Consider the following 26604-nt stretch of genomic DNA (forward strand, 5'->3'; position numbering starts at 1 on the left):
CGCGTGTTTACGTGAAACGCGCCTTCCTGTGGATAATCAGCATAAGGACATAGACGCGCGCCAAGCCAATCTGTGACAAAAAAATCCCGCATCAGCGGGATTTTCTTTTTGCAGGCGATAAAATCAGTGTCTGATCAGGGAATTAGCTTGTAACCGCCCGGTTCGGTAATCAGGATCGCCGCGTTTGACGGATCCTTTTCGATTTTCTGACGCAGGCGATACACGTGGGTTTCAAGCGTATGGGTGGTCACGCCGGCGTTATAGCCCCAGACTTCGTCCAGCAATGTTTCACGGCTGACCGGTTTGTCGCCCGCCCGGAACAGGAATTTCAGGATCGAGGTTTCCTTTTCCGTCAGGCGGACTTTTTTCTCGGTCGCGGTTTCGATCAGGATCTTGGCACTGGGCTGGAAGCTGTATGGGCCGATGACAAAGACGGCATCTTCGCTTTGTTCATGCTGGCGGATATGCGCACGAATGCGGGCCAAAAGCACATTAAGGCGAAACGGCTTGGTGACATAGTCATTGGCGCCCGATTCCAGGCCCAGAATGGTGTCAGAGTCACTATTGGCGCCGGTGAGCATGATGATCGGCGATTTGACATTGGCGCGCCGCATCAGTTTGCAGACATCGCGGCCATCCATATCCGGCAGGCCAACATCAAGCAGGATCACATCAAAGTAGGAATCCTTGGCAAGATCGAGTGCTTCCTTGCCACTGTTGGCGACCACGCATTCGAAATCTTCATGAAGTCTGAGCTGTTCCGTCAAAGACTGGCTGAGCGCTGCATCGTCCTCAACCACCAGAACCTGTTTACCTGTCGACATTCACCATCCCTTGCTGCTTGTCAGATCCGCACACGTGATGGGGATCTTTGCCTGATCTTGATTTTACTGGCCTGTTTTTGTGGCGCTTTCGACGCCGGAGCGCCATATATGCATGAAGTATCGCAAAGCTGCCTCATAGGATCAGTGTCTTAAGTTCTATTTTCAAGAACAAACTGTTTTCGCTTTGGTCCTTTAACTCCCGGCCCAACCGGATTAGGTAGTAGGGGCGATTTGTCCGCCAAGTCGTGTCGTAAAATCTTGAAAGATGTGCTTCTTCCTGCGATTTTGCGCATCACCGACCAAGCAGGTTCGCATCGCCTGATGCGCTTATATGAATTAAACCGGGTCTTTATCCAGCCCCATAGCCACCGGATCGCGATGTTGTGATCACAAAGACAAGATGCCGATGACCCAAAGCTCTGCCGTGACGGCCCAAAATGACAGCAATCTGATCCCGGCAACCGATCTGGTAACGGTTTCCCGCGCCGTGGCAGATTTGCGCCGTGGCGAGATCGTCCTGGTTCAGGGGCATGACAATGGCGAAGCCCACAATGTCGCGGTGATTGCCGCCGAACCGCTGTCACAACATGGTCTGCAACGTCTGTGTGACATCGCCGGCAGTGACACCGCACCGGCAATCGTCCTGCCGCGCGTGCGGGCCAAATCTCTTGGTCAGACGGCCAAGGATGACCCGTTCGTGGCCTTTGTCAGCGACGGCCAATCTGATGTGGATGCGAACCGTCTGGGTGAAATCGCCAATCCGTTGCTTGATCTTGATGCGTTGCCCGCGGGCGAGTGGCGACCGATCAGCATGGCGGAAAATGCCGCCATTCGTTTGGCAAAGCTTGCGCGGTTATTGCCCGCGGTTGTGACGGTGCCGGTCAGTGCCGATCAGCTTGAAACCCTTGCCCGCGCCCAGAACCTGTTGGTTTTGCAGTCCGAAAGCATCAATGGCTATGAAAATGCCTCGGCCGCATCCCTTCGCCAGGTCAGCGAAGCCCGCGTACCGCTTGAAGATGCCGAAAACGTCACCGTGATTGCGTTTCGCCCGGAAGATGGCGGGCAGGAACATCTCGCCATCGTTATTGACGAACCGGCCAAGGACAAACCGGTTCTGATCCGGCTACATTCGGAATGCTTTACCGGCGATCTGATCGGGTCGCTGCGCTGTGACTGCGGACCGCAGCTGCGCGGTGCCATTTCGGAAATTGCCAAAAGCGGGCAGGGCGGCATTGTGCTGTATCTGCGTCAGGAAGGGCGCGGCATCGGGCTTGTGAACAAGCTGCGCGCCTATGCCCTGCAGGATCGCGGGTTTGATACCCTTGATGCCAACGAGGAACTTGGCTTTGACGCCGATGAGCGCGTTTATCGCCCGGCGGCCGAAATGCTGCGTCAGATGGGCTTTGAAAGTGTGCGGTTGTTGACCAATAACCCCGAAAAGCTGACCGGGCTTGAAAGCTGGGGTGTCACGGTTTCCGAGCGTGTCCCGCATAAATTCCCGTCCAATGGTCATAACGAGTTTTATCTGCAGACCAAAAAGGACCGGGCAGGCCACCTGTTTTAAATGTGCCGATGCTACCCGGCAGAAGATTCCGACAGGCAAGTCTGGCGAAATTCTTTCCCAAGAAAATCACGATAATTCAAAGCGTTAGCGCGCGTTAAAACTGGCACTCCTTTTGCAAAACTATTGGCAAGAGGAGGACAGACATGTCGATTGGTGAAAATTGGCGGCAAATTTCGCCCGGTAGCCTAACTGGTAGCGCGGGCGGTGCAGGTGGCACAAATGGTGCGGCAAACGGCAAGTTTGCCCAGTCCAATGCTGCCGACCAGCTTTCTGACACGGCCGAAGGCCGGACATTCTCGCAATATATGTTTGGCGAGGATGGCTTTGAATTCACCGATTTCCTCGATGTGATCAATCCTTTGCAACATATTCCCGGTGTCGGGATGATTTATCGCTCGCTCACCGGCGATGAGATCGGCAATGGCGCGCGCGTCGCGGGCGGTGGCCTGTTTGGCGGGGTGTTTGGCCTTGCCGGGGCAGCGATTGATGCCGTGGTCGATGCGGTCACAGGCGACGATACCGGCACCCACTTCATGGCGATGGTCGAAGACGGGTTTGGCGGCAGCGGCATTGATGATGGCACGGCGGTGGCCGATGCAGGCAATGCGAACGCGGCTACCAATCAGGCAACCACGGTCGCGCAAAATGGCGCCTATCAGGGCGATCTGGTTCTGCCCTGGATGACCGGCCCGCAATCACAATCCGTCAGCCCGGCCGAACAGGCCACCATTGTCCAGTCCGCACCAACGGCCCCGGTTGATCAGGCCATGCTGGCATCGAATGCCGCACCCGGCAGCACGGGCGTTCAGGCCTCTGATTTGAATGTGCCGTGGGCACAAGGTGCGCAGGGCGCGCAAGTTGCGCAGAACACACAGAATGCCTCGCCAGTTGCACAAGCTGCGCAAAGTGCAGCATCAAAACAGCCTGAGGCAGAACTTGCTTCGGCATCTGCCACACCCTCAACCGATCCGGCAGAACTGACCGTTGCCATGGCATCGGCGGGAACGGCGAACCCGGTATCTGCCTTTAACCGGACCGTCGCATCCAATTCGACGGTAACCGAAACCGCGCGCCGCCCGGTCACCAGCACCGGTGACGCCAATACCGTCTGGGCGCGCGCCGCCAGCAGCGGCCGGGTCAGCCGCCAGACCACTGGTTTCGCGATTTCCGCTGAAATGGCGGCCCACGAAGCCAAATACGCCAAACTGAATGCCGTGAAGGCCGAGACCGCAGAACGCAAGGCCAGCGAAATACAGACGACGTCGCCAGATGGCACACCACTGTCGGCGGCCGAAATGGCAGCCCGCTTTAACGCCGCCCTTGGCCGCGACAAGGCACAAACCATGGCGGCAGATGCCGTTGCCAGCAGTAATGCGGTGGCTGATGATCGCCCGGCAAATACCCATGACGGATATGATGTTGCCAATTCAGATCAGGGTGGATCGCCCCTTCCCGCCAGTGCACCGGCTGCTGACGCGCCAGCGGACCATCCGCTTTTGCAGCAGGCATCTGATCACCTGAATGGCGATGCGCCGGTGGGTGCATGGTTCAGCCAGACGATGATGGATGGTCTGAAGAAATATCAGGCCATGCAACAGAAGCCCCATACGCCGGGAAGTTCAATTTAGGCCGATCAGAGTTGAAGGTTTAACCTAGACGAAATAAAGCCCGCACCTATGCGGTCACGGGCTCAAATGATTTAAACTTTAAGGCCTTGCTAAGTTGTTATCCGGCGCTTCACTTCCTGTTCAGCGAGTTCATTGAAGAACGCGGAACGGTTAGTGGTAATGCGGTCGATTGCTTCAAGAAGATAGGAATCAATTGTGATGTTGGTTCTAACCATATGTCCTGGCATTTTGGCCGGAATCAAAAGCTTTCCGACAACTGCGTCGGCATCCTCTGGGTCTACGACGGAATTTTCAAAAGGTGTGGGTACGGGAATATCCATTTTTTCATCGCGCATTACATTCAGAAAGGCAGGAAGCACTTCGCGGGCATTGTTGTATACCTCATCAAATGTCGAAGCCACTGACATGCAACCTGGAAGATCAGGAAAAACAACGGTGTAACCGTCACCGTCCTTAAGGATGTATGCGGTGAAATTCCGCTCCATATCGACACCCTTTCAACGTTCTCATCTAAGAATTCATTTTTGGTCATGTTCAGTACTGCATCACAGTAATCTGCAAATCACCAAAGTTAGTCGTAAAGAAGGTGCCGCTTAAAGAAGCGACACCCCAGAGAGTTTTTCCAACTTTTTTATATAACGAATTGGATTGTCCTTACGCGGATGTACCACCGTTACGAGGTTGGGATTATTTGGTTTCTTAAAATGCCAATGACTTCCTGTAGTCCTGACATGAATCCATCCAGATTTCTCTAGAATGAAGAGGATATCGCTACTTCTCATATCGGTCCTGTTTCATGAACAAGGTTAAGCCGACTGAGTTTGGCGCGGACACGAGCAAAGATGTGTATATCGCACATCTTTGCTCGTGTCAAGAACAGTGTGCATACTGCACATCTTGAGCGAAAAGTCTTGTGCCACTAATGGTACGGGTCGGTACCTAAACAGACCGTTAGAAGATTGTTCGATTGACGGGGGCGCAACTGGTTTCAAGCATCAAGTAGTCGACATCAAGGGCTTTGACCAAAAGTACCGAATCAAAAAAAGCCCGCCTGGTTTACACCGGCGGGCTTATTGATGTTCAGATGCTTTGATGCGATCAGCTGTTCAGGAAACCGACGATTTCCTTGACCTCTTTGAGGATCGGCTGGGCGATGGCGTTGGCACGTTCCGCACCCTTGGCCAGTACAGAGTCGATATAGGCCGGATCGGCCTTGAGCCGTGCCATTTCCTCGGTGATCGGTGCCAGATTTTCGACAACCACGTCGGTAAGTGCCTGTTTGAAGCCAGAGAATTGGGTGCCACCATGTTCTGCCAGAACTGCATCGACCGTACTGTCGGTCAGCGCTGCATAGATGGTGATCAGGTTCTTGGCTTCCGGGCGGCCTTCAAGACCGGCGACCTCACTTGGCAGCGGTTCCGGATCGGTTTTTGCCTTGCGGATTTTTTTGGCCAGTGTCTCGGCATCGTCGGTCATGTTGATGCGCGACATATCGGACGCATCGGATTTTGACATCTTTTTCGAACCGTCACGCAGCGACATCACACGGGTTGCCGGACCCAGGATCAGCGGTTCGGGCTGCGGGAAGAAGCCTTCGACCTCGTAATCGGTGTTGAATTTCAACGCGATGTCACGTGCCAGTTCAAGGTGCTGCTTCTGGTCTTCGCCGACCGGTACATGGGTCGCCTTATAGGCCAGAATGTCAGCCGCCATCAGGCTTGGATAAGCGTAAAGGCCGAGTGACGCGTTTTCACGATGCTTGCCCGCCTTTTCCTTGAACTGGGTCATACGGTTCATCCAGCCGATGCGCGCGACACAGTTAAAGATCCAGGCCAGTTCGGCATGGGCGGAAACCTGGCTTTGGTTAAACAGCACCTGATTTTCCGGATCAATGCCCGAAGCGATCATGCTGGCGGCCAGTTCGCGAATGTTGGAACGCAGTTCCTTGGGGTCTTGCCAGACCGTGATGGCATGCATATCGACCACGCAGAAGATGCATTCATATTTCTTCTGCAATTCGACCCAGTTGCGGATCGCGCCAAGATAGTTGCCAAGGTGAAGGTTACCGGTGGGCTGAGCGCCCGAAAACACACGTTCCATAACGTCGTCGTCCATTTCAATTTATGTTTAACAGGGCCTGCATACTCCGCCAGGTTTTGGACACCCGCCGGCGGACGAGCATGCAAGCAAACAGCGCGCGAGTTTAGGGTCTGGCCCGATTTGGTCAAGCTGCTTGTCTGGAAACGTGTCGATTAATTGCGATCAGGCTGGTTTTCCGCGTTTGAGCGTCGCCTTGAGCTCGGAAAAGCTGGTCGCACCAAGCAGTTGGGCCGCAATCGCATAGATCGCCATGCCACCGGTCACAATCACCGCCATGGTGATGATGCGGGTGATCGAAAGCGCATCATTTTGCCAGAAGGCATCAATCGCAAACCAGAGTGCCGATCCCATCAGTGCGGATGCGACAAGGATGCGCGGGATGCGCCGGGCAAGGCGGGCATCAAAGGTCAGATCGCCGCGCCGATGCAAAATAAAACCAAGCGAGGTCGCATTGACCCAGACCGAAACAGATGTTGCCGCCGCAATGCCAAGATGCCCGAACCATGGCATCAGCACCACGATCAGAATGATATTGAGCACCATGCAGGAAATGCCGATACGGATCGGTGTTTTGGTGTCTTCGCGCGCAAAGAAACCGGGTGCCAACACCTTGACCAGAACCGAGGCCGGCAGGCCAAAGGCAAACACGGTCAATGCCATGCCGGTCATCAGGGTTTCTTCCGCGCCAAATGCACCGCGTTCAAAAAGAACATTGATCACCGGCAAGCCCATCACACCAAGGGCGATGGCGGCCGGAAGGGTCAGAAGAAGGGCGATTTCAATGCCGCGATTCTGGCTATACATCGCGGTTTTGGCATCATCACCCTGCAATTGGCGCGACAGGGTCGGCAAAAGCGCGGTGCCAATCGCAATGCCAATCACACCCAGTGGCAATTGTTGCACGCGATCTGCGTAATACAGCCAGGAGACCGCGCCATCAGAGACAAGGGAGGCCAGCATGGTGTCGATCAGAAGATTGATCTGGTAGACACCGGCGCCAATCATGCCGGGGATCATGCGTTTGCCCAAAAGCTTGATGCGGTCATCAACACGCGGCATCTGCCATTTGATGGCAAAGCCGACCCGCTTGCAGGCAATCACCAGCATCAGGAACTGTGCCACACCGGCAATCGCCACCCCCCAAGCCAAGGCATGGGCCGGGGTTTCGGTCACCGGTGCCAAGCCGAGCAAGGCCGCAATCAGGCAGATATTGAGAATAATCGGGGCGGCGGCGGCGGCGGCATAGCGATGCAGCGTATTCATCACGCCTGACATCAGGGCGACGGCGGATATGAAGGCAAGATAGGGAAACGTGATGCGCGACAGTTCGACGGCAAGTTCGAACTTTTCGGGATTTTCGGCAAAACCCGGCGCAAACACATACATCGCCCAGGGCATCAGGATTTCGATGATTGCGACCAGAAAACCGGTGATCAGGATCAGCATCGACATGGCGCGGGCGGCAAATTCGCGGGCCGCGTCCATGCCGCGTTTTTCAATGTCGCCGGCCAAAAGCGGGATGAAGGCCGCGGAAAACGCCCCTTCGCCAAACAGGCGGCGAAACAGGTTGGGAAACTTGAACGCCACAAAGAACGCATCGGCCATGCCGCCCGCACCGAGCATCCCGGCAATCAGAATATCGCGGCAAAATCCCAGAAGGCGGGATAACAGCGTAAAGCCACTCACCGTGGCGATAGAGCGGACAAGCGACATTCGTTAAGCGTTCCGTATTTAAGTGTCACCAAAGGGCGCGATTCTGCCGGTGATGACGTGCGATTGCGGTATTTTCACGTTTGATGCACAGAAATCTGACAGTCGAAGGTGAAAATAGTCGTAATTTTTGAGGCCTAAAACCGCGGCGTATATCGCATTTTTGTGAAAGTGATTGAATTAGGTGATTTTTTTGGGGTCCCTGTGACAGCCGTCACAGAAAAACAGTTGCAACACCCGCATATTCACATTCGCTGAGGGTTCGTTGGGACGCGAGCCTCATATTGGACGGGCGGGGAAATACGGTATCCACCTCAACCTGCTGCACTCCGAGGATTTCGACACCGTGAATAACAGGTCACGCTGTCGGGTTTGGTTTTACCCTTCCTCGTCCGTCACAATTTCCAAAGAAATATAATTCGAGCAGTTTACTGGCCTTATCGGCCGGTACATCCGGATCTGATCCATACCGTGGCGTTGTCTAGGGTAGCGCATGGGTATTGGATCGATCCGGTTTGTTTTTTTGCGGCGATTGTAAAACGCGCTAGTCGTTGCGAATCGCCTGGGTCAGGGTTTCCTTGACCTGGACAAACTTGGTGCGGCTGTCGATCTTGAGCCCGAACACATCCTTGACATAGAAGACGTCAACCGCGCGCTCGCCAAAGGTGGAAATGCGCGCAGAGGCAATCTGCATCGAAAGATCACGGAGTGCCCGCGTGATGTCATAAAGCAGGCCCAACCGGTCACGGGCGGTGATTTCAATCACCGTGTGGGTGCGGCTGGCCTTGTTGTCGATAATGACATTCGGTTCGACCTTGAACACCGCGGTGCGGTGCTTGTTGTCCTTGGTCTGGCGGCGTTCGATTTCCTGACTGGGGCGAATCTGCCCGGAAATGACCTTTTCCAGCGTGTCGCGCAGGCGATCAAGTTTGGTGGAGTCGTTAAACGCCTCGCCATTGGTGTCCTGCACGAAAAAGGTATCGAGTGCCATGCCATCTGCAAGGGTCAGGATCTTTGCATCGACCACGTTGGCCCCGCACAGTGCCATTGCGCCTGCAATCTGGGAAAACAGGCCGGGATGGTCGGTGGTGTGGACGGTGATTTCAGTGGCATCAATTTCGGTATCGATGCGGACATCGACCGTGATCTCGGCCCCGGAATTTCGGGCATCACGGGTCAGATGGGCGTGATGGACGTGGATTTCGGTATCAAAGCTCAGCCAATAGGACGGATAGCCGCGTTCGATAAAGTCCTCGATATCCTGTTCGGGCCAGTCTTTCAGCGCCTCGCGCAGCGCGTTTTGCGCATTTTCGACGCGCGAATCGCGGCTATCGGCATTCAGGCCCCCCGAAAGCATATCATCGGTGGCATAGTAAAGTTCACGCAGAAGGGTTGCCTTCCAGCCGTTCCAGACATTGGGACCCACCGCGCGGATATCAGCCACCGTCAGGCAAAGCAACAGGCGCAGGCGTTCCTGCGATTGCACCAGATCGGCAAAGGCGCGAATGGTGCTGGGGTCATTGAGATCGCGTTTGAACGCGGTCAGGCTCATCCACAGATGTGCCTTGACCAGCCAGGCGACCGCCTCGGTATCGGCCGGCGACAGACCCAGCCGCGGGCAGAGCTTTTCGGCGACTTCGGCCCCGAGCTCGGAATGATCGCCACCACGGCCCTTGGCAATGTCATGGAGCAATACCGCGACATACAGCACACGGCGTGAAATCACCTGACCCATGATGCGGGTGGCAACCGGGGCGTCTTCGGCAAGTTCGCCGGACTCGATCTGATTAAGCACGCCGATGGCGCGGATGGTATGCTCGTCCACGGTGTAGGTGTGGTACATGTCGTATTGCATCTGGGCAACGACACGGCCGAAATCGGGGATGAAACGCCCCAGTACACCGGCCTCGTTCATCTTGCGGAGCGTTACATCCGGGCTGTCGCGCTGGGTTAGGATTTCAAGGAAAACCTCGTTGGCGTCCGGATCGTTTTGCAGCTTGTGATCAACATATTTCAGGCTTTGCGTGATCCAGCGCAGCGTTTCGGGATGAATGCCAACCCGGTTTTGATGGGCAACCAGAAACAGGCGCAAAATCTTGATCGGGTCGTTCTTAAAGACATCAAGGCTTTCGACCGTCAGGCGTTCATTGCGCAGTTCAAACCCGTCAATTTCCTTGGTGCCAAACAGTTTGCCCGGAAAACGGATCAGCGGGCGGCGCTGATGGCTTTCTTCAAGGGCGGCGCAGAAGATGCGTGTCAGGTTCCCGACATGCTTCACCATCAGATAATAGTGCTTCATGAAGCGTTCGACGCCCGATGCCCCGGCATGATCGGTATAGCCAAGCCGTTCGGCGATATCGCGCTGCATATCGAACGTCAGGCGGTCTTCTTCGCGATCAGACAGATAATGCAACCAGCAACGCACCGCCCACAGGAAGTTCTGCGCCTTCAAGAAGCCGCGCGCCTCCTTGCGCGTCAGGACCTTGAGATCGACCAGTTCCATCGGGGAATTGACGCGATAAAGGTATTTGCCAATCCAGAACAGGGTGTGAAGGTCGCGAAGTCCGCCCTTACCGTCCTTGACGTTGGGTTCGACCACATAGCGTGAATCGCCCATGCGGGTGTGGCGTTCATCGCGTTCGCCAAGCTTCTTTTCGATGAACTCGATACCGCTGCCCTTGACCAGCTCTTCCATGAATCGGGTGCGAAACAGTTTATAGGTATCCTCATCACCCCAGACGAACCGGCTTTCAAGCAGGTTGGTGCGAATGGTGATGTCCTGTTTGCCCATGCGCAGGCAATCATCGACAGATCGCGTCGCATGACCTACCTTAAGCCCCAGATCCCACAGCATATAAAGAATGAACTCAACGACCTGTTCGCCATGTGCGGTCTGTTTGTAGGGAAACAGAAACAGGATATCGACATCGGAATGCGGCGCCATGTCACCGCGGCCATAGCCGCCGACGGCGACGACTGACATGCGTTGTTCATTGGTCGGATTGTGCAGCGGATAGACGAACGTGGTGGCAAAATCATGGATCAGGCGGACGATCTGATCCATCAGGAAACTGTTGGAAAAGACGGTGTCCTGCCCGGAGTTGCTTTCTTCGAAGCGTGCGCGGATAACAGATCGCCCGGCCTCAAGCACTGATTTCAGCTTGTTGAGAACGGCGGTGCGCTGTTTGAAGCTTTTGAGTGCCGGATCGTTGGCGATGGCCTCAAGCTCGGCAAAGACCTTTTTGCGGTCGATGATTTCGCGCTGCTTCTTGATCTTGTAGGTCACGTTGGTCGGTTTCCTCGGCCCTGGCGTGCGGTCTGTCGGCGACAGGGTTTATATATCAATTTTCTTAACAGTTGCCGCACCATAGCGCCAATTTCATCTATCCGCATCAAATGCGTGTGCAAGTCCGATCGGCAGACACGCACCTGATATGGGGATAGGCCGCCTGTTTTGCAGGTGATCAGCCCTTCAGCGACTGAAGACGATACAGCGCATCAAGGGCTTCGCGCGGGGTCATGTTATCGGGATCAAGATCGGCAACCGCATCAAGCAGCGCCTTTTGCGCATCCGACAGCGCCGGGGCGCTTGTGCGTTCCTCTTTGGCGGCCTGTTCGATGGCAACCGCAAACAGCGGCAGGTCATCGGCAAGCTTGGACACCGCGCCACCCTGTTCGCCCTTTTCAAGGGTTTTAAGCACCTGTTCGGCGCGCTTGATCACGGGCTTTGGCAGGCCGGCCAGCTGGGCGACGTGAATGCCATAAGATCGATCCGCACTGCCCGCACCGACTTCATGGAGGAAGACGACCTCGCCCTGCCATTCCTTGATCAGCATGGTGTGGCACGACAGGTGTTTGAGCTTGGCCGCCAACGCCGTTAGTTCGTGATAGTGGGTGGCGAAAAGACCACGGCACTGATTGATTTCATGCAGGTTTTCAACCACGGCCCAGGCAATCGACAGACCATCAAAGGTCGCGGTGCCACGGCCGATTTCATCCAAAATCACCAGCGACCGGTCGGTTGCCTGATTAAGGATCGATGCGGTTTCCACCATTTCGACCATGAAGGTCGATCGCCCACGTGCGAGATCATCGGCCGCACCGACGCGCGAAAACAGCCGGTCAATCACCCCGATATGGGCCTTGGCCGCCGGAACGAACGCGCCGATCTGGGCCAGCACGGCAATCAGGGCATTCTGGCGCAGGAAGGTCGATTTACCGGCCATGTTCGGACCGGTGATCAGCCACAGGCTTTGTTCATCTTCAAGGCGGCAATCATTGGCAACAAAGGGTGCGTCGCCATTTTCACGCAAGGCGGCCTCGACCACAGGATGGCGACCCGCGGTGATGTCAAAGGCAAGGCTGTTATCAATGTTGGGGCGAATGCACCCCTGATCGCGGGCGAGTTCGGCCAGTGCCGCCGATACATCAAGCCCGGCCAGCGCACTTGCACATTTGGCGATGTCATCGGCCTTGGCCAGAACGGCTGCCACCAGTTCGTCAAACAGTTCAAGTTCAAGCGCAAGCGCCTGATCACCAGCCTTGGAGACCTTGCTTTCAAGTTCGGACAGCTCGACGGTGGTAAAGCGCACCGCATTGGCCATGGTCTGGCGGTGGATAAACTCATCCATCTCCATCATCTTGTCGGCGGTTTTGGCCGATACTTCAATGAAATAGCCAAGTACGTTGTTGTGCTTGACCTTAAGATTGGAAATCCCGGTTTGCTCGGTATAGCGGGCCTGCAAATTGGCGATCAGCTTTTTGCTTTCACTTGAAAGCATGCGCAGCTCATCAAGCGGCGGGTGATACCCCCCGGCGATAAAGCCGCCATCGCGGGCCAGAAGCGGCAGGCTTTCGGCAATTGCCCGGCGCAACAGATCAATCAGATCGCCGTGATGGCCTATCATGGTCAAATGATCAGAAAGGGCTTCCGGTTGGGCGGTCAGGCCATCATTGCCGCCATCGGGTTTATTCAGAAGATTGCCAATCGCAAAGGCGCAGGACAGGCCATCACGCATCGCGGCCAGATCACGCGGACCACCACGCCCGACCGACAGGCGTGACAACGCGCGTTCAATATCCGGGCATTCGCCAAGGGCGGCACGCAGATCAGACCGCAAGCCATCGCGATCATGGAAATATTCCACCAGATCAAGGCGCTTGTTGACCTCGTCCGCGTTGGTCAGCGGGGCGGACAGGCGGGCCGCCAACAAACGGGCACCTGCACCCGTGCGGGTGCGGTCAATGACGGACAACAACGATCCCTTGCGTTCGCCAGACTGGGTCTGGATCAGCTCCAGCGATCGACGGGTCGCGGCATCGATTTCCATTGCCGCCCCCTCTGCCACGCGGGTTGGCGGGGCAAGGCGGGGCATCTGGCCCTTTTGGGTCAGCTCGACATAATCAATCAGCGCACCGGCGGCCGAAAGTTCGGCGATCTCAAATCCGCCAAAGGCATCAAGGGCCTCGACCTCATAAAGCTTCTTAAGCCTGAGCTGCGCATTTTCAGCATCAAAGCGTGCGGTCGGCTGCGGGGTGATGATGTTTTTATATTCGGCATAGATGTCGAACACTTCCGCGCGGTTCAGCATCTTTTCCGAAAACAGGATTTCACCCGGATCAAGCCGGGCAAGGGCGGCGCCAAGACCGGCCATTTCGCACGGCTGAACAAAGAAATCACCGGTCGACATATCAAGCCACGCCAGCCCGATTTTGCCGCGGACTTCCGATACGGCGGCCAGATAATTGTGGCGCCGTGCATCCAGCAGGCTGTCTTCGGTAAGGGTGCCCGGCGTGATCAGGCGGACAACACCGCGTTTGACCACCGATTTGGCGCCGCGTTTCTTGGCCTCGGCCGGGTCTTCCATCTGTTCACAGACGGCCACCCGGAAACCCTTGCGGATCAGACGTTGCAGATAGGTTTCGTGACTATGGACGGGAACACCGGCCATGGGAATTTCGTTACCTTGATGCTTGCCACGTTTTGTCAGGGCAATATCAAGGGCTTCGGCGGCTTTGACCGCATCGTCAAAGAACAGCTCGTAGAAATCGCCCATCCGATAAAACAGCAGGCAGTCCTGATACTGTTCCTTGATTTCAAGGAACTGCATCATCATTGGCGTCGCGCCGTCTCTGGAAAAAGAAGGTGCGGTCGGTGTGGTATCGGATTTATCGGCGATCTGGTTCATGATGACTTGATAGCAAACCCTGAAGGCAAAGACGAGAGCAGGAAACTGGCGGGGTGATAAAACTTGATCTATGCCATTGCAACGCCTGAATTTCTGCGAATATATAAAGATCGTGACCAACAACCAACTGTCGTTTTTCGCGACAGAATAACAGTGAGCAAGGAGCGTACAAAATGGCAGAAGAACAGACCATCCCGCAGGCCCCGGAACTGGTCGGACTGTTTGATACCAAGGACGGTTTCGATGCGGCTCTGCGTGCGCTCCGCGATGCCGGGTTTGAACGCACCGATCTGTCGGTTTTAAGCTCTCACGAATCCATTGATGTGGCTGGCAAGGATGGTCGGTCCTGGTCCGATGTGCTGACCGCACTGGTGGGTGAAACCAAATATGAAGTGCCGCTGGTGGCGTCCGGTGCGATTGCATTGTTTGGTGGCGCTGCGACGGCGGCAGCCGCCATTGCGGTCGGAGCCGGTGTTGGCGCAGTCGCACTTCGTGAATTTATCGAAGAAGTGACCTCTACCCCGCATACCGAGGATTTCGCCCGTGCGGTCGATGCCGGATCGGTCATTCTGTGGGTTCGGATCGACCCGGACCATGAAGGTGCCGAGGCCAAGGCACGTGCCATTCTTGAACAGAATGGTGCGACCAACATCCATCTGCATTCGCCGAAGTAATCCGCACGTTTTGGCGTGGCGGGCAGCTGCATGACAGAGTCCGCCGAGAACGATTGATTATGCCGGTAAGGTAACAGGAACACGGGGGCATTGGCCCCCGTTTTTCGTATCGTGGAAAGTTCATATCGGTACCCATCGGCGGGTCGGTTTGCGCGGCGCAACAAGAACTGCAAGCCCAAGGGCTGTTTGCGCACGCGTGATTACGCCTCTGAAAAACCAACACTTACTGCCGGTCACGGCGGCTTGGTCGTTGAGCCGGGCGTATGCGCCATTGCGTTTGCGCATGTGAAACGGGTCGGATCAGAGGTCAATGTTGCGCCGCAACATACGGAAAACGCTACGTAATTTTGCGGTTGCCGTTAACGTCGCCTTTGACCCGGGGCGCGAAGCCTGATTTATTGGGCGGTCCGACAAGACGGTCCCACGCTGCAAACTTGTCGATCAGGAAAATCAGAACTTAAGAACAAAACAGACCGTACAGGTTGCTTTCCATCTCACCACGCAAGCGTCAGTGAAAAACACAATGTCAGATACAGAAATCAAGGTTCGTGACCGTGAAGCGCTGCTGTTTCATTCCAGCGGCCGCCCCGGCAAAATCGAAATCACCGCATCCAAACCGCTGACCACTCAGCGCGACCTCTCGCTCGCCTATTCACCGGGTGTTGCGGTGCCGTGTCTTGAAATCGCCAAGAACCCGGCGACTGCCTATGATTATACCTCCAAGGGCAACATCGTTGCGGTCATTTCCAACGGCACCGCCGTGCTTGGCCTTGGCAACCTTGGTGCACTGGCCTCCAAGCCGGTGATGGAAGGCAAGGCGGTTCTGTTCAAACGCTTTGCCGATGTGGACGGGTTCGATCTTGAAGTGTCGACCGAGGATGTTGACGAGTTCGTCAATTGCGTACGCTTCCTGGGCGCATCATTCGGCGGGATCAACCTTGAAGACATCAAGGCGCCGGAATGTTTCATCATCGAACAGCGCCTGCGCGAAGTCATGGACATTCCGGTGTTTCATGATGACCAGCATGGCACGGCGATCATTGCGGCATCGGGCCTGATTAATGCCTGCGACCTGACGGGTCGCAAACTTGAAGACATCAAGCTTGTCATCAACGGGGCCGGTGCGGCCGCGATTGCGTGTTGCGAGCTGGTCAAAAGCATGGGTGTTGCCCATGACAACGTGATCATGTGTGACTCGCGCGGGGTGATCTACAAGGGCCGCGAAGACGGCATGAACCAGTGGAAATCGGCCCATGCGGCCGATACCGATGCACGGTCGCTTGACGATGCGATGAAGGGTGCTGATGCGTTCTTTGGCCTGTCGGTCAAGGGGGCGGTGACATCCGCCATGGTCAAAAGCATGGCCAAACAGCCGATCATCTTTGCCATGGCCAACCCGGATCCGGAAATTTCCCCGGAAGATGTTGCTGCTATTCGTGATGACGCAATTTGCGCCACCGGGCGTTCGGACTATCCCAACCAGATCAACAACGTGCTTGGCTTCCCGTATATCTTCCGTGGCGCGCTTGATGTTCAGGCATCCACGATCAACGAGGACATGAAGATTGCCGCAGCCCACGCGGTGGCATCGCTTGCCCGTGAAGACGTGCCAGATGAAGTGGCAGCGGCATACTCCGGGCGTCGTTTGCAATATGGTCCGGAATACATCATCCCGGCCCCGTTTGACCCGCGCCTGATTACCGCCGTGCCCAAGGCGGTTGCCCAGGCCGCGATGGATAGCGGTGTGGCGCGTCGTCCGATCATTGATATGGAAGAATATGAAAATCAGCTGCGTGGTCGTCTTGATCCGACGGCCGCCCATTTGCAGCTGATTTCCGATTACGTCCGTGCGCACCCGAAACGCATCGCCTTTGCCGAGGGCGAGGAAGAAACCGTGATCCGCGCAGCGGTGGCGTATCGCAATTCGGGCTATGGCACGCCGATCCTGATCGGGCGCGAAGACCGCATCCATGAAAGTGCCAAGAAGCTTGGTATTGAAAGCCTTGATGGTGTTGAAATCAGCAACGCGGCCCTTTCCAAGCATAATGCGGAATATGCCGAGTTCCTCTATCAGCGCCTGCAGCGCAAAGGCTTCCTGTGGCGTGATTGCCAGCGCATGGTCAACCAGAAGCGTAACGTGTTTGCCTCTGTCATGGTGGCACAGGGTCATGCCGATGGTCTGATCACCGGCCTTACCCGGAACTTCAATCGAAGCTTCGCCGATGTTGCCGGTGTGATCGATGCCAAACCGGGTGAAATCCCGATGGGGCTGTCAATCGCGATTGCCAAGGGCCGGACGGTGTTCATCGCCGATACCCGTGTGCACAACCTGCCCAATGCAGAGGAACTGGCCGAGATCGCCATTCAGGCGGCCGCCAAGGCCCGTCAGATGGGGCATGAGCCGCGTGTGGCGATGGTTTCGCACTCGACCTTCGGTAACCCGTATAGCGAGGATACCGACCGTATCCGCGAAGCTGTCGGCATCCTTGAAAGCAGCAATGTCGATTTCGAGTTCGATGGCGACATGGCAGTTGATGTGGCACTCGATACCGAGCTTCTGAAGCTTTATCCGTTCTGCCGTCTGTCAGGTCCGGCCAACGTTCTGGTGATGCCGGCACTGCACGCAGCGACCACGGCATCCAAACTGCTTGATAAGCTTGGTGGTGGCACGGTGGTTGGTCCGGTGATGATCGGTCTGGAAAAACCGGCCCAGATCGCCCAGATGGGGGCAACCGTGAACGATCTTGTGAACCTCGCAGCCCTTGCTGCCCACGAGGCAGAGCACGGCTAAGCCGAGCCAAAATCAAACATCAGAAAGGCGGAGCTGCTTAATCAGTCTCCGCCTTTTTTCTGTTCGGGGCTGGGGCTTATTCGACCGGCTGACCCAGAATGGCGATGGCGGCCCCCAAGGCGGCCAGCAGGACAAAGAACGCGGCCTTGCCAGGATTATTGCCACGGCGGACGGAAATGATGGCCGCCAAGGCTGCTTGCAGACCGTAATAGATGGCAAAGGCGCGCGATGCAAAACTGACAATCGCGAAGATGTCCGCCGACCAGGTAAGGGCGATACCGATAATCCCCAGCGCCAGATAGGCCTGTGGCTCGGTAATGCGGTTTCGCGACAGTTGGGCAAACAGTCCACCCGATCCGCTGGTATCGGCAATTGCGGCACTGAATTGTGATGCCATGGCAGCCGCCACCAGCATGAAGGGCAGGATCGGGGCGACGATCCCCATCATGTCGATAATGCCCGTTTCCGAGGACGACATCTGACCAGGGGCGAAAACATAGGAAATCAGAAGGATGTAAATCAGATAGATCAGGGTCGAAAGCCATTGGGCAAGGCGCATGGATCGAATACGGGTTTTGGCATCATAGCTTGATCCCAGATAGCGCGATGTTTCGAACCCCTGAACCGTAATCAAAAGACCAAAGGTCATGGTAATGGCTGACCATCCGGTGACGTTCTGGGGATTGAAAATCAGTTTCTCGTCAATGGCCTGCTTGCTGAAATGGGCCATCAGCCCGACCAGAAGCCCGGTAATGATTGCCAATTTCAAACCGACCGAGACATATTCAAGCCGCTCAAGGCTTTTGAATCCGCGTGACCAGCCAACCATGACAATGATGCCAAAGACGCCACTGGTCATCAGTTTGGCATCAAGGGTGGAATCAAATGGCGTCAGGCTCAGCGAAAAGGCGCCGAGCAGATTGAGGTAATAGGTCACCGAAATGATGTAGGCAAAGGCAAGCGCCCAAGAAGAAAGGGTTTCAACACGCTTTGCGAGTTTGCCATAGGTGCCGTCAATGATGGCTTCTTCGCCGGCTTGGATGTTGTTTCGGATCACCGCGCCATACAGATAAGCCACACCACAAAGTGCCAGCATCACAAGCGGCGCATAACCGCCATATCCCAGATTAAGCACCGGACCGAGCAGCAAGAAACCACTGCCGATGATCGAGGCTAGCGGCGTCACGACAGCGCGCCAGGTGGTGGAGCGCGAAACGCGGGGCATGGACAGCACAATCGCAATGCCGACAGTTGCGATGGCAATGATCAAATCGAATATCACGTTTTTTGCTCGGACTTTCGGGTGGTGGCGTCCTGATTTTCAAGGACTGTAAGCTGGTTGGTGTCGATTAGCATATCGGATGGTGTCTGTATCGTTGCCATCAGGGATCCCACGAATAAAATCAGCCTGCAGTCTTCACCGGGATGAATGGTAACCTGTTTGGCATAGATATCCCGTTGTCGACGTTATTGTTGGCAGGATGTGACAGATGACCTGATTTTTGCCACATCATGGCGGCAGAAGTCAGGCAAATCGCAAAACGACCAGAAAACAGGAATCGCTCATGGGCCAGTTGACCCGGTTTTTCGCCCTTATCGTGTTTTTGCCGCTGCTTGCGGCCTGCGAGGATGAACAGGCCAGCGGGCCAAGTGCCGATGAAATCACCACGGCTGTGATCGAACGGTTTCGTGATGATCCCTATGCCAAGGTCGGCCATGTTGAAAACGTGACCAAGACCAACAGCATCGCCGAAGGCGATGACGAGATGATTGTTATGGTGCGCTATGAGCTGGTGTTTGATCGCACGGTTGCCGACTTTGCCGATGACGTGACCGAAAAGGGCAAGGCGGCCGGAACGATGGACGATGTCGGCAGCACGGTGCGTGATGCGCTTGATCTGGTGAAAACCAAGATGCTGACGCTCAAGGAAGGCGAATACAAGGTGGGCGACCGTCGGGTGGTCGAGGATGAAATCCGGTTGCTGAAATCGGAAAAGGGCTGGATTTATCGCGGACGGCCATAACGGGTCTTCTGAATATCCGAAGCAAAAAGGGACCCGAGCGGGTCCCTTTTTATTTGCTTATCTGGCTTGGTGCCTGATCTATCTCTTTTGTCCCTTGGGATTATTCCTCAAGGGCGGCGAGCACCTTTGGCGGCGGCGGGACATCGCCTGCCGCAAAATCAAGACCATCAAGCTCGTTCAGCCCGTTCACACTCATGATGGCATGCAGGCTGTCGACATATTCCTCGCCGCGCTCGGAATATTTGGTCAGGGTCTCGGCCAGTTCCCAGCCACTGATAAACTTGCCTTCTGCGCGAAGGGTTGCGCGACGTTCGCGCAATTCCTGATAGGCCGGGTGCGAGTTGATGTTGCGTGCATAGGCGCGCACACTGTCCATCAGGCTACCAAAGGCCTTGATGACGTGGGTTTTGCCATCTTCGCGATCTTTCGGCACGATGCCTTCATCGTCGCCCCAGGCCCATTGACCAAACAGGGCGTTGCCTTTGCGCACAAAGCGTGACGTGCCCCAACCACTTTCCTCTGCCGACTGGGCAAGGATCAGTGAGGTCGGGATAACGTCAATGCGCTCAAGCAGGGCGTTGATGCCGCCATCGGTCACGCGATAGCGCTTCATCAGCTGATTGACCCATTGCTGATCGGCCTGGCTGACCGGGGTGCCGGAAATGCCCTTGGCCTGAATGGCCATCAGGCGTTCGCGGCGCGCGGTGATTTCTTCATTCACGCGCATGGCCAGCGGCAGCATGATTTTCAGGAAAAGCTGTTTGCGCTCTTCAACCGATGCCAGTTCGCCAAGGCCTTCGGGCACGCGCTTGATATAGACGCGCGGAACTTCGCCTACCTCATTGAGGTGATAGCCAATGCTTTTGAAATACTGGCTGAGTGCGATGACTTCAGGACCGCGGCGATAAACCGTTTTCTTCTTTTTGATAACGGCTTCATCTGCCGTGACTTCGACGGTTTCTGTCTCGAAACCTTCCGGAGTTGGAGAAAGATCAATTCCGGCGAAAAGCCCAATATACAGGAAAAAAACCGCTCCGAAAATCGAAGCGAGCGCAACATTCCTGTAACTGTTTGTTTTTGCGCTAGTCATTGTTGAATCTCCAGGATCAGTCGAACTGTCCATCCCAAGTGGAGGTTATCTATGCCTGCCGCGCGCGATGATCGCAACGGGCAATATCTCCGAGAGTTGAAAACGCCAAGAAAACCTTTTCGTTCAGCGCATAATTTTTACGCCCGGCGCGGGTTAAAGTTCACGCCGGGCGTCTGAATTTGTTAACGACTCGTAAATCCGTGCGCGGTCAGTTCACCGGATGGTCGGACGCCATCTTGTCGATGAGGTGGCTGAAAACCGGGTCAGGCTCAGTCAGCCATGACCGGTTCGACGGCCTGAACTTCGGGCACGTAATAACGCAGCATGTTTTCGATGCCCATCTTGAGCGTCGCGGTGCTGCTCGGGCAGCCAGCGCATGCGCCGTGCATTTCAAGGAAGACCACGCCATCTTCGAAACGGTGGAAGACGATGTCACCACCATCCTGTGCCACGGCCGGGCGCACGCGGGTATCAAGCAGTTCCTTGATCTGGCTGACCAGCTCATCATCGCCTTCGGCAGCAGAGCTGGTACCGGTGGCGGCGTTGGAATCCTGATCAAGAACCGGCTGACCGGACGTGTAATGTTCCATGATCCCGCCAAGAATCTGCGGTTTCAGGGTCTGCCAGTCCTTGGAGTCATCCTTGGTGATGGTGATGAAATCACCGCCGAGGAAAACACCGGCAATGCCATCAATTTCAAACAGCTTGCGGGCAAGCGGCGATTTGATGGCTTCGTCACCCTTGACGAAGTTGGCGGTGCCAAGACGGCCCATGACTTCTTCGCCCGGAAGGAATTTGAGTGTCGCCGGATTCGGGGTCGGTTCGGTCTGAATGAACATTTTCGGCTTGTCCTCTCACTCTGATTGTCGGGACTTATGCTGCCCACTCAACAATCTCTATTTCATTTGGTTAGGCCCTAAATGGGGCAAAAACCACAAAAGATCAAGTCGCAGCGCGCAACTCAGGTATTCCGGATGGCGTGTTTCGTGATCACATTGACGTCAACGTTGCAGAATGCTGCTGATTTCGCGCATCTGGGTACGGGCCCGCAAAAGATAGAAACCAAGCCCCGCCAGATGGTTAGGGAAGACGATGCCATCGGCCGAGCCGTTCACAACCACCATCGGGTCAAGTGCGGCCGCCGCTTGCAGGGATCCGATCATTTCTGCCCAGACCGATGCGATCTGGCGTTCATTGATGATCTGTTCGAAGTCGGTGCCAAGATCGCGCAAGATCAGGCTATAGGCATAAAGGCGGCCCTTGGTGGCATAGAAAACGTCATCTGCCGTGCGATCAAAGATCGACGGATTTTCCACCTTATCATCAATCAGGGCAGAGGCCGAGCCAAGGTCATTGGCAATGCGGTTCAGTGTTTCCTGAAGGTTGTCGGCACGGCGTTCAAAAACCGCATTCCCGTTGGTCAGACGGGTATTGTAGTTTTGCAGGGACCGGATTGCCTGACGGTATTGCTGCTCAGACGTGACACCGGGCAGCAGCGAAACGCTGGGATCAAACACCCATTTGTCGCCACGGAATTTCAAAAGGCCGGCGGCATCGTCCAGATCCGGGTCAACCTGGCTTGACCCACGGGCGCGCCCGATCTGATCGGAAAGCTCGATCGCAAAGCGCGACAGGGCATAGACAATCCCGGTCTGGAAGTTCGGCATGTTATCAAGGGCCGCACTTGGCAGGAAGAACGGGTCGTTCGCGGTCCAGCGGTTCTGGTTGACCTCGCGATCAATCAGGGCTGCGGCGGTGTTGACCGCATGACTGCCGCCTTTGTAATTGCCGATAAAGTCGGGGTTGTCATCGATACGATGCACAATCGCCATGCCCGCCGGATAATAGATCACGGCAATCAGAACGATCACACCAAGGCTGCGCACCCAAAACTTGCCCGAACCGAAAATAGCTTTCAGTCGGGAACCAAATCCTGCAACGCCGCCTTTTTTATAGAGATAATCGTCTTCAATCATGACTTGTCCTGTGAATTGATCCGGCAATTGAACCTAGGCGCTGTACACCCAAACGGCAAGTCCATGATTTTACGCAGTGATGGTAATGAACGTCTCAAAGGTTGCCAGTCCAAGCAGTGTCTCAAGATCCTTCTCGGCCAAGGCAACACACCCTTCGGTGCCGGCATAATCGGGTTTGGCGATATGCATGAAGATCGCCGATCCCTTTCCGGGCACGGGCGGGTCATCATTATGGCCCAGAACGACGATGATGTTATAGAGATCATCCTTGCGAAACAGCTTTTCATGGCTGGCATCAAACGGCAGGCGGACCGGGCAGTTATAGTCGGGATGACCGGGATCATCACACCAGCCGTCGGAAAATGAAATGGTGGTGACCGGAAGCTTGGTGCGCGGGCTGGGTCTGCGATCAGCACGATACATCACATAGCGCAGCTGCCAGCGACCGGCCGGCGTTTTGCCATCGCCTTCTGTTTTCTGGTCGGCATCAATCACGCCATTGATCCCAAGGGCACAGCGAAAAGTGTGTTCACCCACGCTCAGCACCCCGTCTGGCGAAGCAAACAGTTCAAGCGGTTGGGACGGCGAAGGTGCAGCAGCGTCGCTTTGCATTCTATTGATGGACCTTATCGAATTCGATCATGTGCTGGCATGGTGCTGGCACGCAGCTTCAATATGCTGACGCGCCAATGGTGAGAAACAACAAAGGTAAATTTGTGGCATTTGCGCCAATTCGCCAGTCAGCTCACAAATCGTTGATACGGCGATTTTGGCTGCCTGGTCTTCCGGATAGCCAAATATCCCGGTGGATATGGCAGGAAACGCCACAGAGGCGAGATTGTTCTCGACCGCCAGCAAGATTGAATTGCGATAACAGCTTGCCAGCAGATCGGCCTCACCATGGTTCCCGCCATGCCAGACCGGGCCGACGGTGTGGATGACGTATTTGGCCTTCAGGTTAAATCCCGGTGTGATTCTGCCCTCACCCGTCGGGCAAGGGGCAAGCGGTCGGCAGGCGTTTGCCAGTTCAGGACCCGCCGCATGATGGATCGCACCGCATACGCCACCGCCGGGCAACAGGGCTTCGTTGGCGGCATTGACGATGGCATCGACATCAAGTGTGGTGATGTCGCCGACGGTAATTTTGATGGCATGGGTTTTGTCGGGCGCGTTTTTGTGGGTCACGAATAGTATCCTGAAACGTGAATTCTTCCCTCAATACCAACCTGTAAGGGTGGCGCCCCTGCACCAAAGTAGTGTTGCGCGACCAATAAGTCAAAAAACAACGCTCCGCCAGATCTGACGGAACGTTGCATTTTTAAATCCGGTGCCTGTCCGAAGACGGGTTGAATGCGGCTTATTTGCCGAGGCGGGTCACACCTTCTTCGATCAGTTTGGCAGCTTTTTCAGCGCCTTCCCAACCGGTGACCTTAACCCATTTGCCTTTTTCGAGGTCTTTGTAACGCTCGAAGAAGTGCTGGATCTGATCGCGCAGGATCTGCGGCAGATCTTCGTGGGATTTGATGTCGGTGTAATACGGGTCGATCTTGTCATGCGGAACGCAGATCAGTTTTTCGTCCTGACCGGCTTCGTCTTCCATGATCAGAACACCGATCGGACGTGCGCGGATCACCGAACCGGCTACGACCGGCTCACGGAACATGACCATGGCGTCAACCGGATCACCGTCTTCACCAAGCGTGTTGGGGATGAAGCCATAGTTGACCGGGTAATACATCGAGGTGTGCAGGAAACGGTCAACAAAAACAGCACCGGAGTCTTTATCGACTTCGTACTTGACCGGTCCACCCTGCGGAATTTCGATGACGACGTTTACGTCCCACGGAACATCCTTGCCAACGGCAATCTTGCTGAGATCCATCTGGGAAAATCCCTTTCGCTTTTTGAACGCATGCCCCGATCACCAGGGCGGCTGATATGAGCTTCTAAGATGCAAAGACGCATCCGAAGGAAAATGATGCCGACCTTTTATCGCGAAACGCCGTCGCTTCCAAGGGGGCAGGAAATGATACTTTTGATCAGAAACCCTAGGCGGTTTCGGCAACCGGCAGCAAAGAGCTTTTCACAGGCGTGAAGCGGTCTGCTTCTGCCTCAAGATTATTGAAATAACCCGGGTTCTTTGATGCGTTTGCATGACGGCTGGGCATCGAACGACCGTGGAAGAGATGCAAGACAGGAGAGGTATATTCAACATTTTTGCGTCGGATACCCGCCCGGATCATGCGGAGTACGAAATCTGAATCTTCCAATCCATGGCCTTCATAGGCTTCGTCGAAGCCACCAATCTTTAAGATATCATTCTTGAAGGCCGCAATATTGCACCCCTGTGCTTTCTTCCAGCAATTGGCGTGCTCCCACAGGCTTTTCTGGCTTTGCGGGATCGGAATGAACTGAAATGGGCGATTGCAGTTGCCCGTCAGGCCCAGCATGAAGAGGATCGCACGTGGCCATTTGTGGAACCGTAGACGGTTCTTCATCGCAAGCTTGGTAAAGCGTTCCTTTAGGAAGACACGTTTGCCTGTGACAAAGCAGTTTGCTTCGGCCGCTTTGCGGTGGCTTGAAACAAAGTTCGACATCAGGCAGCAATCACCGTCGGTAAACACAATGATGTCACCTTCGGACATCGCGATGGCGCCGTTGCGCACGCGCGACAGCCGGTATCCCTGATCTTCCTGCCAGAAATGTTTGATCGGCACCGGGGATTTTTTTTGCATCTTGGCAATGGTCTGCGCGGTTTCCGGCCCTGAGCCATCATCAGCAACAATCACCTCGAAGTTATCGTCCTTCTGGTCGATCAGTGATTGCAAAACCATTTCCAGCGCTTCTGGCCAATTATAGGTCGAAACGATGACTGAGACCTTATGCACTAACATACCCCTAAATGTTGCTTGTGGTGTCCGCTTCTGGAAGCACCAAATCAGTGTGAGCAGACAGTATTTCCGACCGCGCTGACGATCAATACAGAATTGATACTGTCACGCGCCTGTAAAGATCACTGAGCGTCTGGTTTACCGGGTTTTCTCATGTTTTTCTGATAATAGGCCCAGGCATGCGCGATGATCTGGCGTGGGGACGGATAGTTGGCGCACCAACCAAGCATGTCTTGCGCCTTGGCCGGGTTTGCAACCAGTTTGGCGGGGTCTCCGGGGCGACGTGCATCTTTTATCACGCTGAAATCCCGACCGGTGATCTCTTTGCAAAGTTGGATGATCTCTTTGACGGAACAGCCTTCGCCTGTGCCGATATTGACGGCATCGAAAGCAGCATTCTCGGACGCGATGACATGCGAAAGCGCCTTGACGTGGGCGCTGGCAAGATCATCAACGTGAATATAGTCGCGAATGCAGGTTCCATCGGGCGTGTCATAGTCCGTGCCATAAATCTTGATATGGTCGCGTTGACCGGCAGCAGTTTGTAAAACCAGCGGGATAAGATGGGTTTCTGGATCATGCCTTTCGCCCGTGCGGCCTTCCGGGTCGGCGCCCGCAGCATTGAAGTAGCGAAGTGCAATGGCGTGAAAGCCGTAAATATCGGCGTAGTCCCTAAGCATGGTTTCGACCATGGCTTTTGAGCGGCCATAGGGGTTTTCCGCCCGGACCTCGAGCGTCTCGGACAGCAGCCCCTCATCCCGATTGCCATAGACCGCAGCCGTTGACGAAAAAACAATGTGGTTGCAGCCATTGCGTCGCATCGCTTCAAGCAGGTTCAGCGCCCCGGCAGTGTTGACTTCATAAAACCTGGCCGGTTCGACCATCGAAGCGCCAGCTTCAATCAGAGCGGCCATGTGAATGACGGCAGCAGGCTTGAAATCATCAAAAGCCTTATTCAAGGCGGCACTGTCGCGAATATCGGCGTGGATAAACGGAACATCTGAGGAAACAGCATCGCGGTGACCATTTGAAAGGTTATCAAACACAACCGGTTGGTAGCCACTTTCGCGAAGCTTGATGCAAATGTGCGATCCGATATATCCCGCACCGCCTGTTATCAAAATGTTTTGCATGAAATGGAATT

General features: G+C 55.2%; 21 protein-coding genes. 5 read left to right on the forward strand and 16 right to left on the reverse strand.

The window, feature by feature from the left end; genetic code table 11:
- Positions 1 to 134 precede the first annotated feature (134 nt).
- Positions 135 to 824 carry a response regulator transcription factor gene (locus DY252_RS01665; RefSeq protein WP_008888737.1) on the reverse strand — a complete coding sequence of 230 codons (690 nt, stop codon included), beginning with the start codon at positions 822 to 824 and terminating at the stop codon, positions 135 to 137.
- 406 nt (positions 825 to 1230) lie between these two features.
- Between DY252_RS01665 and ribA the strand changes: the two genes are divergently transcribed.
- Both ribA and DY252_RS01675 read left to right on the forward strand, forming a co-directional pair.
- Complete coding sequence (gene ribA, locus DY252_RS01670; RefSeq protein ID WP_064788289.1) at positions 1231 to 2388, forward strand: GTP cyclohydrolase II; 1158 nt, start codon at positions 1231 to 1233, stop codon at positions 2386 to 2388.
- Positions 2389 to 2531: 143 nt separating this feature from the next.
- Complete coding sequence (locus DY252_RS01675) at positions 2532 to 4016, forward strand: hypothetical protein (protein WP_064787906.1); 1485 nt, start codon at positions 2532 to 2534, stop codon at positions 4014 to 4016.
- Positions 4017 to 4105: 89 nt separating this feature from the next.
- Here the strand turns inward: DY252_RS01675 and DY252_RS01680 are convergent, their stop codons facing one another.
- From DY252_RS01680 to mutS, 6 genes are all read right to left on the reverse strand, one after another.
- Positions 4106 to 4501 carry a type II toxin-antitoxin system HicB family antitoxin gene (locus DY252_RS01680; protein ID WP_064787905.1) on the reverse strand — a complete coding sequence of 132 codons (396 nt, stop codon included), beginning with the start codon at positions 4499 to 4501 and terminating at the stop codon, positions 4106 to 4108.
- A 108-nt stretch (positions 4502 to 4609) separates the two neighbouring features.
- Positions 4610 to 4798, reverse strand: a complete 189-nt coding sequence (locus tag DY252_RS01685) for a type II toxin-antitoxin system HicA family toxin (protein WP_082923366.1) — start codon at positions 4796 to 4798, stop codon at positions 4610 to 4612.
- Positions 4799 to 5114: 316 nt separating this feature from the next.
- On the reverse strand, positions 5115 to 6116 hold the full coding sequence (gene trpS, locus DY252_RS01690; RefSeq protein WP_008888734.1) for a tryptophan--tRNA ligase: 1002 nt from the start codon (positions 6114 to 6116) through the stop codon (positions 5115 to 5117).
- Positions 6117 to 6278: 162 nt separating this feature from the next.
- Entirely contained in the window at positions 6279 to 7829 is a 1551-nt protein-coding gene (murJ, locus tag DY252_RS01695; RefSeq protein WP_064787904.1) for a murein biosynthesis integral membrane protein MurJ, read from the reverse strand.
- 541 nt (positions 7830 to 8370) lie between these two features.
- On the reverse strand, positions 8371 to 11112 hold the full coding sequence (locus DY252_RS01700; RefSeq protein ID WP_064787903.1) for a [protein-PII] uridylyltransferase: 2742 nt from the start codon (positions 11110 to 11112) through the stop codon (positions 8371 to 8373).
- A 178-nt stretch (positions 11113 to 11290) separates the two neighbouring features.
- Positions 11291 to 14014 carry a DNA mismatch repair protein MutS gene (gene mutS / locus DY252_RS01705; RefSeq protein WP_064787902.1) on the reverse strand — a complete coding sequence of 908 codons (2724 nt, stop codon included), beginning with the start codon at positions 14012 to 14014 and terminating at the stop codon, positions 11291 to 11293.
- 173 nt (positions 14015 to 14187) lie between these two features.
- Between mutS and DY252_RS01710 the strand changes: the two genes are divergently transcribed.
- Together DY252_RS01710 and DY252_RS01715 are read left to right on the forward strand one after the other, a co-directional pair.
- Positions 14188 to 14688: a hypothetical protein gene (locus tag DY252_RS01710; protein ID WP_063086338.1), complete on the forward strand. Its 501-nt coding sequence runs from the start codon at positions 14188 to 14190 to the stop codon at positions 14686 to 14688.
- Positions 14689 to 15211: 523 nt separating this feature from the next.
- Complete coding sequence (locus tag DY252_RS01715) at positions 15212 to 17479, forward strand: NADP-dependent malic enzyme (RefSeq protein ID WP_064787900.1); 2268 nt, start codon at positions 15212 to 15214, stop codon at positions 17477 to 17479.
- Between the two features lie 76 nt (positions 17480 to 17555).
- Here DY252_RS01715 and DY252_RS01720 read toward each other — a convergent pair whose 3' ends face one another.
- On the reverse strand, positions 17556 to 18761 hold the full coding sequence (locus DY252_RS01720; protein WP_064787899.1) for an APC family permease: 1206 nt from the start codon (positions 18759 to 18761) through the stop codon (positions 17556 to 17558).
- Positions 18762 to 19044: 283 nt separating this feature from the next.
- On the opposite strand from DY252_RS01720, the gene DY252_RS01725 reads away from it, so the two are divergent.
- Entirely contained in the window at positions 19045 to 19503 is a 459-nt protein-coding gene (locus tag DY252_RS01725; RefSeq protein WP_064787898.1) for a hypothetical protein, read from the forward strand.
- Between the two features lie 100 nt (positions 19504 to 19603).
- On the opposite strand, the gene DY252_RS01730 is transcribed toward DY252_RS01725, so the two are convergent.
- From DY252_RS01730 to galE, 8 genes are all read right to left on the reverse strand, one after another.
- Entirely contained in the window at positions 19604 to 20593 is a 990-nt protein-coding gene (locus tag DY252_RS01730) for a glucosaminidase domain-containing protein (protein ID WP_064787897.1), read from the reverse strand.
- A 269-nt stretch (positions 20594 to 20862) separates the two neighbouring features.
- Positions 20863 to 21432 (reverse strand): NifU family protein, encoded by a 570-nt coding sequence (locus tag DY252_RS01735; protein ID WP_008888723.1) that lies wholly within the window; start codon positions 21430 to 21432, stop codon positions 20863 to 20865.
- Between the two features lie 162 nt (positions 21433 to 21594).
- A complete protein-coding gene (locus DY252_RS01740) occupies positions 21595 to 22569 on the reverse strand; it encodes a DUF2333 family protein (RefSeq protein ID WP_008888722.1) in 975 nt (324 codons plus the stop codon).
- A gap of 69 nt (positions 22570 to 22638) precedes the next feature.
- Positions 22639 to 23181: a L,D-transpeptidase family protein gene (locus tag DY252_RS01745; protein ID WP_064787896.1), complete on the reverse strand. Its 543-nt coding sequence runs from the start codon at positions 23179 to 23181 to the stop codon at positions 22639 to 22641.
- Between the two features lie 27 nt (positions 23182 to 23208).
- On the reverse strand, positions 23209 to 23754 hold the full coding sequence (locus tag DY252_RS01750) for an O-acetyl-ADP-ribose deacetylase (RefSeq protein WP_082923365.1): 546 nt from the start codon (positions 23752 to 23754) through the stop codon (positions 23209 to 23211).
- 172 nt (positions 23755 to 23926) lie between these two features.
- Positions 23927 to 24451 carry an inorganic diphosphatase gene (ppa, locus tag DY252_RS01755; protein ID WP_008888719.1) on the reverse strand — a complete coding sequence of 175 codons (525 nt, stop codon included), beginning with the start codon at positions 24449 to 24451 and terminating at the stop codon, positions 23927 to 23929.
- Positions 24452 to 24617: 166 nt separating this feature from the next.
- Complete coding sequence (locus DY252_RS01760) at positions 24618 to 25457, reverse strand: glycosyltransferase family 2 protein (protein WP_082923401.1); 840 nt, start codon at positions 25455 to 25457, stop codon at positions 24618 to 24620.
- Positions 25458 to 25582: 125 nt separating this feature from the next.
- Positions 25583 to 26593, reverse strand: coding sequence for a UDP-glucose 4-epimerase GalE (galE, locus tag DY252_RS01765; RefSeq protein WP_064787894.1), 1011 nt, complete (start codon positions 26591 to 26593; stop codon positions 25583 to 25585).
- Positions 26594 to 26604 lie beyond the last annotated feature (11 nt).

Source organism: Thalassospira indica (assembly GCF_003403095.1).
Lineage (GTDB): Bacteria > Pseudomonadota > Alphaproteobacteria > Rhodospirillales > Thalassospiraceae > Thalassospira > Thalassospira indica.

Excerpts from the sequence above, each read along its gene's own strand:
- DY252_RS01665 (WP_008888737.1), bottom strand. The coding sequence starts at position 824 with ATGTCGACAGGTAAACAGGTTCTGGTGGTTGAGGACGATGCAGCGCTC.
- ribA (WP_064788289.1), top strand. The coding sequence starts at position 1,231 with ATGACCCAAAGCTCTGCCGTGACGGCCCAAAATGACAGCAATCTGATC.
- DY252_RS01675 (WP_064787906.1), top strand. The coding sequence starts at position 2,532 with ATGTCGATTGGTGAAAATTGGCGGCAAATTTCGCCCGGTAGCCTAACT.
- DY252_RS01680 (WP_064787905.1), bottom strand. The coding sequence starts at position 4,501 with ATGGAGCGGAATTTCACCGCATACATCCTTAAGGACGGTGACGGTTAC.
- DY252_RS01685 (WP_082923366.1), bottom strand. The coding sequence starts at position 4,798 with ATGAGAAGTAGCGATATCCTCTTCATTCTAGAGAAATCTGGATGGATT.
- trpS (WP_008888734.1), bottom strand. The coding sequence starts at position 6,116 with ATGGAACGTGTGTTTTCGGGCGCTCAGCCCACCGGTAACCTTCACCTT.
- murJ (WP_064787904.1), bottom strand. The coding sequence starts at position 7,829 with ATGTCGCTTGTCCGCTCTATCGCCACGGTGAGTGGCTTTACGCTGTTA.
- mutS (WP_064787902.1), bottom strand. The coding sequence starts at position 14,014 with ATGAACCAGATCGCCGATAAATCCGATACCACACCGACCGCACCTTCT.
- DY252_RS01710 (WP_063086338.1), top strand. The coding sequence starts at position 14,188 with ATGGCAGAAGAACAGACCATCCCGCAGGCCCCGGAACTGGTCGGACTG.
- DY252_RS01715 (WP_064787900.1), top strand. The coding sequence starts at position 15,212 with ATGTCAGATACAGAAATCAAGGTTCGTGACCGTGAAGCGCTGCTGTTT.
- DY252_RS01725 (WP_064787898.1), top strand. The coding sequence starts at position 19,045 with ATGGGCCAGTTGACCCGGTTTTTCGCCCTTATCGTGTTTTTGCCGCTG.
- DY252_RS01730 (WP_064787897.1), bottom strand. The coding sequence starts at position 20,593 with ATGACTAGCGCAAAAACAAACAGTTACAGGAATGTTGCGCTCGCTTCG.
- DY252_RS01735 (WP_008888723.1), bottom strand. The coding sequence starts at position 21,432 with ATGTTCATTCAGACCGAACCGACCCCGAATCCGGCGACACTCAAATTC.
- DY252_RS01740 (WP_008888722.1), bottom strand. The coding sequence starts at position 22,569 with ATGATTGAAGACGATTATCTCTATAAAAAAGGCGGCGTTGCAGGATTT.
- DY252_RS01745 (WP_064787896.1), bottom strand. The coding sequence starts at position 23,181 with ATGCAAAGCGACGCTGCTGCACCTTCGCCGTCCCAACCGCTTGAACTG.
- ppa (WP_008888719.1), bottom strand. The coding sequence starts at position 24,451 with ATGGATCTCAGCAAGATTGCCGTTGGCAAGGATGTTCCGTGGGACGTA.
- galE (WP_064787894.1), bottom strand. The coding sequence starts at position 26,593 with ATGCAAAACATTTTGATAACAGGCGGTGCGGGATATATCGGATCGCAC.